The sequence below is a fragment of the Citrobacter sp. Colony219 genome, from assembly GCF_019382635.1.
Classification (GTDB): Bacteria; Pseudomonadota; Gammaproteobacteria; order Enterobacterales; family Enterobacteriaceae; genus Citrobacter; species Citrobacter youngae.
This window is the reverse complement of sequence record NZ_CP080033.1, coordinates 560,255-568,627: the sequence shown is the minus strand read 5'-3', so window position 1 is coordinate 568,627 and position 8,373 is coordinate 560,255. Positions and strand designations below refer to the sequence as shown.

Sequence of the window (8,373 nt, the reverse complement as noted above, 5' to 3'; positions counted from 1 at the left end):
TCACTGGGGGTATGGTGATGGTATGCAGCAACGTGGCGGTGCGCCTATGACCACCGAACAACAGGCGGCGGCTCAGAAAATCTATGATGATTACTATTCCCAGACCAGCGCGTTGCGCCAACAGCTGACATCCAAACGTTATGAATACAATGCACTATTGACGGCCAGCTCGCCGGACACGGCAAAAATTAATGCCGTGGCAAAAGAGATGGAAGCGTTGAATCAGTCTCTGGACGAGCAGCGTGTTAAACGCGATGTCGCCATGGCGCAGGCTGGCGTGCCGCGTGGCGCGGGAATGGGCTACGGCGGATGCGGCGGTGGCGGTAACCATCGCGGCGGCGGCCATATGGGAATGGGGCACTGGTAAAAGACTTAATGCCTGATGACGCCATACGGATCAGGCCTGCTGACTACCTGTCTTCAGGTTTTCAGAACGTTTTGGCTGTAGGCTGCCAGTGACAAAAATCTTCATTGGCGACTAGCAGTAGCTGCGACCCTTCGGGCGCTTCCAGCCATGCCACACTCACCTCTACGGATGAATGTTTCTGGCGGCGCTCGATATGGTTTATCGCCCACGACTCCAGGTCTGGCTTCAGCGTTTCACCTTCACAGGTTGTGACCGTGTTATCCGCATGCCAACGTCCCTGACGCAATATCACCCGTCCCTGACGCAGCGCATCGCTGGTCTTGCGGATTTGATCGGCACGATAGCGGTACAACGCAATTTGATCGCTGGAAAGCTGCTGCTTTTGCCCGGCGACTTCACGTTGCATGAAACTCAGTTCGCCGCGGTCATCGAAGCGGATACGAATATGTTCCGGCGGTTTACTGTAAACATTGAGTTCTATCAGAGAGAGCGTATCTCCCTGCCAGCGGTATTCACTGGTGGTGGTATCGCCGTTACGCCACGGACTCAATACCGAGAGCAAGTGAACATCGTCACTGGAATCTTTACGCCAGACGCGTACCGCCCCCTGCTCGCCAACATAACCGCTGGCCGTGAACGGAGGAAGCTCGGAATGACGACTACAGGCCGACAGCAACAGCACACCTGAAAGCCAGAGCGTATGACGCCAGATGGACAAAAGGGGCGAAACCGCCCCTTCGTTAAAACTGTTCACTGCCACGCGAATTACTTAACCGCGTCTTTCAGTGCTTTACCAGAAACAAATGCCGGTACGTTAGCTGCGGCGATTTTGATTTCTTTACCGGTCTGCGGGTTGCGGCCAGTGCGCTCAGCACGGTGGTTCACTTTGAAGGTACCGAAACCAACCAGTTGTACAGCATCGCCTTCTTTCAGAGACTCAGTAATAGCAGCCAGAGTGGATTCCAGAGCAGCTTTAGCCTGTGTTTTAGACAGTTCTGCTTTGTCTGCAATTACATCAATCAGTTGAGTCTTGTTCATAAGTTATCCTTACAATGTGTTTATCGCTTGCTAAGCATCGAGTGCGACGGAAATGCCAGAAAAGCACTCTCCTGCATACACGCACCGATAGCCACTTTTTTTCGCCCCCCAAATGTAGACCAGACCGGGGGCGGATGGGAAGCCTTCAGGCACGACAAATCAGGCGTTAAATCACGTTTTGTGGTGTCATTGCTGAAAATTTATACCAATATTGCTCTCGCCAGCCTCGCGCAGGTCTGCACGCAGCCCTTTTATCAGCTCAATATCGCGTTCTTCACAATCGGCTAAAAGTCGGAAAATTTCCCACTGAATATCCCATTCTTGCTCAACGGCAGGGTTCTCTTTGAGCTCCTCATCGGTCATTTCGCGACCAGCCTGGGTCATTTCCAGCATCGCTACTGTGGTAATTGAAGCCTTACTGACTTCAATAGCGTGTTCCAGCGTTTCACCGCTAAGACGTGAATGCATCAGTTCGCTTAATGCCACACAGGCATCAATCGCCGGATAAACGCCGTACAGATCGTAATCGTCTGCAGAAGGAATGGCCTCTTCAAACTTTTCCAGCTGGCTGTCGAAATTGATTTTCGCGTCTTTAACCGTCAGCGCTTCCCAAATCAGATCCAGAATTCGGCGGTAAATCTGTCCATCGCCAAATTCAGTTTGCTTGCAGAACATGGCGTAATTCGGGTACATGCGTTCGCACAGACAGGCCATAAACGTGACGTGCTGCCAGCTTTCCAGCTTCTCCAGACGCAGGTGAATCGGATTTTGTAACATGATGAGTTCTCAAATACGGAAATTAGCCGCAGTTTACCCGATATGGGGCGCTTTTTCTGCAAGCCGCGTAAAAGCCGGGCGTTCGGATGCCACCGCATCTGCCCAGCGCGTTGGTTCCGGCAGACGATAGCCGTTCATACAGCGTTGTACCCACGCCAGTGCGCTGTCCATACTCACGCGGTGACCCGTAGAGATAAACAGCGGGTTACAGCGCGCTTTGCTGCGCCAGACCCATGCCAGCTGTTCGCCTTTATCCAGCAATGGTGCTAACGCGCCGGGTTCGGCAGCGAGCGGCTCAAACTTGCCGCACAGCCGTTTTTTCGCCACACCAATCGTCGGGACATCCACCAGCAGGCCAAAATGGCTGGCCACGCCCAGACGGCGCGGGTGCGAAATGCCGTGCCCGTCAACGAACAGCAGATCTGGCTTGTGCGAGAGCAATTGCCAGGCGGCCATCAGCGCGGGGGTTTCACGAAAGGAGAGAAAACCGGGAATGTAGGGCATGGTGGTGGCGATACGCGCCACCTTGTATTCAACCAGTTCAAGCGTGGGATACTTCAGTAAGACCATCGCGGCTCGCGTCACTTCGCCACCCTGCTCAAACCCAACGTCCGCCCCGCCGATCAGATCAGGCGGATCGTTCTTCAGACGATCCTCGCGGATCACTGAAGAGGCCAGTTCAAGCTGCTGCGCGCGTAATGACGCGAGATCCATAATGACTCCTTAGCGGTGGTACTGTTCGGACAACCGATGTACCGCCTCCACAAAGACACCCGCATGTTCTGGCGGGACGTCCTGATGAATGCCGTGGCCCAGGTTAAAGACATGCCCTTCGCCCTGACCGAATCCGGCCAGAATTGTCGCCACCTCTTCTTCGATGCGGGCTGGCGGTGCATACAGCATGGACGGATCCATATTGCCCTGTAGCGCCACTTTATGACCTACACGACGACGCGCATCGGCAATGTCAGTGGTCCAGTCGAGACCTAACGCATCACAGCCGGTTTCCGCCATCGCTTCCAGCCACTGACCGCCGCCTTTGGTAAACAGGGTCACCGGTACACGACGACCGTCGTTCTCGCGCAGCAGGCCATCGACTATTTTGTGCATGTAGTACAGGGAGAACTGCTGATAGTCGCGACCGGTCAGCACACCGCCCCAGGTATCGAAAATCATCACCGACTGCGCGCCCGCTTTGATCTGCGCGTTCAGGTACAGCGTGACGCTCTTCGCCAGCTTATCCAGCAGCAGATGCAGCGCTTTAGGGTCGGCATACATCATCTTTTTAATCACGGTGAAGGCTTTGCTGCTGCCGCCTTCAACCATGTAGGTTGCCAGCGTCCACGGGCTACCGGAGAAGCCGATCAGCGGCACTTCGCCTTTCAGTTCACGGCGAATTGTGCGCACCGCATTCATCACGTAACCCAGCCCATCTTCCGGGTCCGGGATCGGCAGTTTGTCGACGTCAGCCTTGCTGGTAATCGGGGAGGTGAAGCGTGGACCTTCTCCTGCTTCAAAATACAGCCCAAGCCCCATCGCATCGGGAATCGTCAGGATATCCGAGAAGAGGATCGCGGCATCAAGCTTATAACGACGCAGCGGCTGCAGCGTAACTTCGCAGGCCAGCTCGGCATTTTTGCACAGCGCCATAAAATCGCCCGCCTCGGCGCGCGTGGCTTTATATTCCGGTAGATAGCGGCCCGCCTGGCGCATCATCCATACCGGAGTGACATCAACGGGCTGGCGCAGCAGCGCACGCAGATAACGATCGTTCTTCAGTTCGGTCATTTTTGCAGTTCCTTATTGCGTCAGTCCATCAGTGTATCATCACTCGTTCTTTACTCGTACTCAGCCCGACACATCGCCACAGTGTCTTCAATCAATCGCCGCGCGACGGTGCCTGGCGGGGGAAGCAGCGGTAAATCATCGTAGCGATACCAGTTCGCTTCCAGCAGTTCTTTCGGGTCGATAACAATCTCGCCGCTATCATACTCTGCCATAAATGCGGTCATCAAAGACTGCGGGAACGGCCACGGCTGAGAAGTGACATAGCGCAGGTTTTTCACCTTGATGCCACTCTCTTCCATGACTTCACGCGCCACCGCCTGCTCGAGGGTTTCGCCCACTTCGACAAAACCCGCCAGCACGGTATGTACGCCGTTACGATGGCGAACATGTTGGGCAAGCAGGATGGAATCATCTCGGCGAATGGCGACGATAATGCAGGGGGCAATTTGCGGGTAGTAGCGTTCCCGGCAGTGGCTGCACAGCATCGCCCATTCCGTTTTACTCGGGTACATCGTGTGCCCACAGTAGCCGCAGAATTTATGCGAGCGGTAAAACTCGGCCAGCTGTACGCCGCGTCCGGCCAGTTGAAACAGGCCAACATCCTGGTCAATGACCTGGCGTACCGACCCCATATCGTGGCGACGTTGCTGCTGCACCAGCCAGACCGTCTCCCCTTCCCATTCGCCGATAGAAAGTGCGCGCTGCCCGATCAAATCAAAACGTGCCGCGTCGCCGTGAGGCAGTTCGCCATGAGGCAACCATAACTTTTGCTCATGACTGACAATCCACCAGCCGCTATCTAATTTTTCAATTATACGATCCATATCTCTTGCGCAACCTTTGCTTCACAGGCATGTTGTTTACATTATTTTTACATTTACGGGTGAGCAGTTCCTAAACACCATCTTGCGGAGTCAATCATGCTAAACCAGCTGGAAAGCCTGACGGAGCACGTCGGAGGAAGTAATAAACTGGTTGATCGCTGGCTACATGTACGTAAGCACCTGCTCGTGGCTTACTACAATCTGGTTGGCATTAAGCCTGGCAAAGAATCGTACATGCGGCTCAATGAAAAAGCGCTGGATGATTTTTGTCAGAGCCTGGTCGATTACCTCTCCACCGGACACTTCAGTATTTATGAACGTATTCTCCATAAATTGGAAGGGAACGGGCAGCTTTTAAAAGCCACAAAAATTTGGCCACTGCTGGAAGCCAACACACAACTGATCATGGACTACTATGACACCAGTCTGGAGACCGCCATTGATCATGATAACTTCCTTGAATTTCAACAGGCTTTATCAGATATCGGCGAGGCGCTGGAAGCCCGGTTCGTGCTCGAAGATAAGCTGATCATGCTGGTATTTGATGCGATGCACGAGAGTGGCACTCTCAAACGTCATGCTTGAGATTTACGGCATTAACGCGTAGTTTACATTCATTACCTCTAAGATAGAGGTTACTTCTTGTCGGAGTGCTTATTTTCCACAGCAGCATGAGTGGAAAAGGCTGAGACCGTTAATTCGGGATCCGCGGAACCTGATCAGGTTAAAACCTGCGAAGGGAACAAGAGTCAATCTGCAACCGTTCGCCCCCGGGCGATCGTCTCTCTCTTGCTTCATCCGTCGTCTGACAAGCCATATCCTTACTTTTTTGGAATGAGCTATGTCTGCCACTACTAAACCATCACGCCGCGAACAGCGCGCTCAAGCCCAACACTTTATCGATACCCTGGAAGGGACCGCCTTCCCTAACTCAAAACGCATTTATATTACCGGTTCGCAGCCGGATATCCGCATTCCGATGCGCGAAATTCAGCTCAGCCCGACGCTGACTGGCGGTAGCAAAGACAACCCGCAGTTCGAAGAGAACGAAGCCGTTCCGGTATACGACACCTCCGGGCCGTATGGCGATCCTGACGTGGCGATTAACGTCCAGCAGGGTCTGGCGAAACTGCGCCAGCCGTGGATTGCGGCGCGTAACGACAGCGAAGAATTAGACGACCGCAGCTCCGCTTATACCAAAGAACGCCTGGCCGACGATGGCCTGGACGAGCTGCGTTTCAGCGGCCTGCTGACACCAAAGCGCGCCAAAGCCGGTAAGCGCGTGACCCAGCTGCACTACGCCCGTCAGGGGATCGTCACGCCGGAGATGGAGTTTATCGCCATCCGTGAAAATATGGGCCGCGAGCGTATTCGTAGTGAAGTACTGCGCCACCAGCATCCGGGGATGAACTTTGGCGCGCGTCTGCCGGAAAATATCACCCCGGAATTCGTGCGTGATGAAGTCGCTGCGGGCCGGGCGATTATTCCTGCCAATATCAACCACCCGGAATCCGAGCCGATGATCATCGGTCGCAACTTCCTGGTGAAGGTGAATGCCAACATCGGTAACTCGGCGGTCACTTCTTCTATCGAAGAAGAGGTCGAAAAACTGGTGTGGTCGACCCGCTGGGGCGCAGATACGGTGATGGACCTCTCCACCGGTCGCTATATTCACGAAACCCGCGAGTGGATCCTGCGTAACAGCCCGGTGCCGATCGGCACCGTACCGATCTACCAGGCGCTGGAGAAGGTCAATGGGATCGCTGAAGATCTCACCTGGGAAGCGTTCCGCGATACGTTGCTGGAACAGGCCGAACAGGGCGTCGACTACTTCACCATTCACGCGGGCGTGCTGCTACGCTACGTGCCGATGACTGCCAAACGCCTGACCGGTATTGTCTCACGCGGCGGTTCAATTATGGCGAAATGGTGCCTCTCGCATCACAAAGAGAACTTCCTGTTCGAACATTTCCGCGAGATTTGCGAAATCTGCGCCGCCTACGACGTCTCGCTCTCTCTCGGCGACGGCCTGCGTCCGGGTTCGATTCAGGATGCCAACGACGAAGCTCAGTTCTCCGAACTGCATACGCTGGGCGAGCTGACCAAAATCGCCTGGGAATACGACGTGCAGGTGATGATTGAAGGCCCAGGGCATGTGCCGATGCATATGATCCAACGCAACATGACCGAAGAGCTGGAGAGCTGCCACGAAGCGCCGTTCTACACCTTAGGGCCGTTGACGACAGATATCGCGCCGGGCTATGACCACTTCACCTCCGGCATTGGCGCGGCGATGATCGGCTGGTTTGGCTGCGCGATGCTGTGCTACGTCACGCCGAAAGAGCACCTCGGCCTGCCGAACAAAGAAGACGTGAAGCAAGGGCTGATCACCTACAAGATTGCCGCTCACGCCGCGGATTTAGCCAAAGGCCACCCGGGTGCGCAGATCCGCGATAACGCGATGTCAAAAGCGCGCTTTGAATTCCGCTGGGAAGACCAGTTTAACCTCGCGCTCGACCCGTTCACCGCCCGCTCCTATCACGATGAAACCCTGCCGCAGGAGTCCGGCAAGGTCGCCCACTTCTGCTCGATGTGCGGGCCGAAGTTCTGCTCAATGAAAATCAGCCAGGAAGTACGCGACTACGCCGCCGCGCAGACTATTGAAGTGGGAATGGCAGATATGTCGGAGAACTTCCGCGCCAAAGGCGGTGAAATCTACCTCAAAAAAGAGGAGGCATAATGTACCAGCCTGATTTCCCGACCGTGCCGTTCCGCCTCGGGCTTTACCCGGTGGTGGACAGCGTTGCATGGATTGAACGTCTGCTGGAGGCGGGCGTACGCACGATCCAGCTGCGTATCAAAGACAAACGCGATGATGAGGTCGAAGCGGACGTGATTGCCGCCATCGCGCTGGGGCGTCGCTATGACGCCCGCCTGTTTATTAACGACTATTGGCGGCTGGCGATTAAGCACAACGCCTACGGCGTGCATCTGGGCCAGGAAGATCTCGAAACCACCGACCTGAAGGCCATTCAGGCGGCGGGCTTACGCCTGGGGGTTTCCACCCACGATGATATGGAGATCGACGTCGCGCTCGCCGCTAAGCCTTCTTATATCGCACTCGGCCACGTCTTCCCCACGCAAACCAAGCAGATGCCTTCCGCCCCGCAGGGGCTGACTCAGCTGGCAGGTCATATTGAACGACTGGCAGATTACCCGACCGTGGCGATTGGCGGCATCAGCCTTGAGCGCGCCCCGTCGGTGCTGGCGACCGGCGTCGGCAGCATTGCCGTGGTCAGCGCCATTACCCAGGCGGCCGACTGGCAGGCAGCCACGGCGCAGCTGCTCGACATAGCGGGAGTCGGCGATGAATGACCGCGACTTTATGCGCTACAGCCGGCAGATCCTGCTCGGCGATATCGCGATTGAGGGCCAACAAAAGCTACTCGACAGCCATGTGCTGATTGTCGGTCTGGGCGGATTAGGCTCGCCTGCCGCGCTGTATCTGGCGGGAGCAGGTATCGGCAAACTGACGCTGGTAGACGATGACGACATTCATTTGAGCAATCTGCAGCGCCA

11 protein-coding genes and 1 riboswitch are annotated in these 8,373 nt (G+C 55.4%); of the genes, 5 read left to right on the top strand and 6 right to left on the bottom strand.

The genetic code is table 11. The annotated features are described in order from the left end of the window. Window positions 1-367, top strand: a 367-nt coding sequence (gene zraP / locus JTI85_RS02570) for a zinc resistance sensor/chaperone ZraP (protein WP_255575047.1), incomplete at its 5' end; no start/stop codon positions are given. 61 nt (window positions 368-428) lie between these two features. Here zraP and JTI85_RS02565 read toward each other — a convergent pair. The 6 genes from JTI85_RS02565 to nudC form a co-directional block, all read right to left on the bottom strand. Beyond that, window positions 429-1,121 carry a DUF1481 domain-containing protein gene (locus JTI85_RS02565; RefSeq protein ID WP_061068788.1) on the bottom strand — a complete coding sequence of 231 codons (693 nt, stop codon included), beginning with the start codon at window positions 1,119-1,121 and terminating at the stop codon, window positions 429-431. Window positions 1,122-1,132: 11 nt separating this feature from the next. Further along, window positions 1,133-1,405 (bottom strand): nucleoid-associated protein HU-alpha, encoded by a 273-nt coding sequence (gene hupA / locus JTI85_RS02560; protein ID WP_001044509.1) that lies wholly within the window; start codon window positions 1,403-1,405, stop codon window positions 1,133-1,135. Between the two features lie 186 nt (window positions 1,406-1,591). Beyond that, window positions 1,592-2,182 carry a YjaG family protein gene (locus JTI85_RS02555; RefSeq protein WP_003842015.1) on the bottom strand — a complete coding sequence of 197 codons (591 nt, stop codon included), beginning with the start codon at window positions 2,180-2,182 and terminating at the stop codon, window positions 1,592-1,594. A 33-nt stretch (window positions 2,183-2,215) separates the two neighbouring features. Then, window positions 2,216-2,896 carry a deoxyribonuclease V gene (gene nfi, locus JTI85_RS02550; RefSeq protein ID WP_219352063.1) on the bottom strand — a complete coding sequence of 227 codons (681 nt, stop codon included), beginning with the start codon at window positions 2,894-2,896 and terminating at the stop codon, window positions 2,216-2,218. Between the two features lie 9 nt (window positions 2,897-2,905). Then, complete coding sequence (gene hemE / locus JTI85_RS02545; RefSeq protein WP_057064651.1) at window positions 2,906-3,970, bottom strand: uroporphyrinogen decarboxylase; 1,065 nt, start codon at window positions 3,968-3,970, stop codon at window positions 2,906-2,908. A 50-nt stretch (window positions 3,971-4,020) separates the two neighbouring features. Next, entirely contained in the window at window positions 4,021-4,794 is a 774-nt protein-coding gene (nudC, locus tag JTI85_RS02540; RefSeq protein WP_061066994.1) for an NAD(+) diphosphatase, read from the bottom strand. Window positions 4,795-4,890: 96 nt separating this feature from the next. On the opposite strand from nudC, the gene rsd reads away from it, so the two are divergent. From rsd to JTI85_RS21215, 4 genes are all read left to right on the top strand, one after another. Then, the gene (rsd, locus tag JTI85_RS02535; RefSeq protein WP_115644115.1) at window positions 4,891-5,379 is read left to right on the top strand and encodes a sigma D regulator; all 489 of its coding nucleotides are present in this window, start codon (window positions 4,891-4,893) and stop codon (window positions 5,377-5,379) included. Between the two features lie 51 nt (window positions 5,380-5,430). Beyond that, a riboswitch (TPP riboswitch) is annotated at window positions 5,431-5,553 on the top strand. 82 nt (window positions 5,554-5,635) lie between these two features. Further along, window positions 5,636-7,534 (top strand): phosphomethylpyrimidine synthase ThiC, encoded by a 1,899-nt coding sequence (gene thiC, locus JTI85_RS02530; protein WP_219352061.1) that lies wholly within the window; start codon window positions 5,636-5,638, stop codon window positions 7,532-7,534. Next, a complete protein-coding gene (thiE, locus tag JTI85_RS02525; RefSeq protein WP_219352059.1) occupies window positions 7,534-8,169 on the top strand; it encodes a thiamine phosphate synthase in 636 nt (211 codons plus the stop codon). The genes thiC and thiE overlap by 1 nt, the downstream gene beginning before the upstream one ends. Next, window positions 8,162-8,373: ThiF family adenylyltransferase (locus JTI85_RS21215; RefSeq protein WP_255575044.1), on the top strand; the 212-nt coding region annotated here is incomplete at its 3' end. The genes thiE and JTI85_RS21215, both read left to right, overlap by 8 nt.

Coding starts and splice junctions, on each gene's coding strand:
- hupA (WP_001044509.1), bottom strand. CDS start 1,405: ATGAACAAGACTCAACTGATTGATGTAATTGCAGACAAAGCAGAACTG.
- JTI85_RS02555 (WP_003842015.1), bottom strand. CDS start 2,182: ATGTTACAAAATCCGATTCACCTGCGTCTGGAGAAGCTGGAAAGCTGG.
- nfi (WP_219352063.1), bottom strand. CDS start 2,896: ATGGATCTCGCGTCATTACGCGCGCAGCAGCTTGAACTGGCCTCTTCA.
- hemE (WP_057064651.1), bottom strand. CDS start 3,970: ATGACCGAACTGAAGAACGATCGTTATCTGCGTGCGCTGCTGCGCCAG.
- nudC (WP_061066994.1), bottom strand. CDS start 4,794: ATGGATCGTATAATTGAAAAATTAGATAGCGGCTGGTGGATTGTCAGT.
- rsd (WP_115644115.1), top strand. CDS start 4,891: ATGCTAAACCAGCTGGAAAGCCTGACGGAGCACGTCGGAGGAAGTAAT.
- thiC (WP_219352061.1), top strand. CDS start 5,636: ATGTCTGCCACTACTAAACCATCACGCCGCGAACAGCGCGCTCAAGCC.
- thiE (WP_219352059.1), top strand. CDS start 7,534: ATGTACCAGCCTGATTTCCCGACCGTGCCGTTCCGCCTCGGGCTTTAC.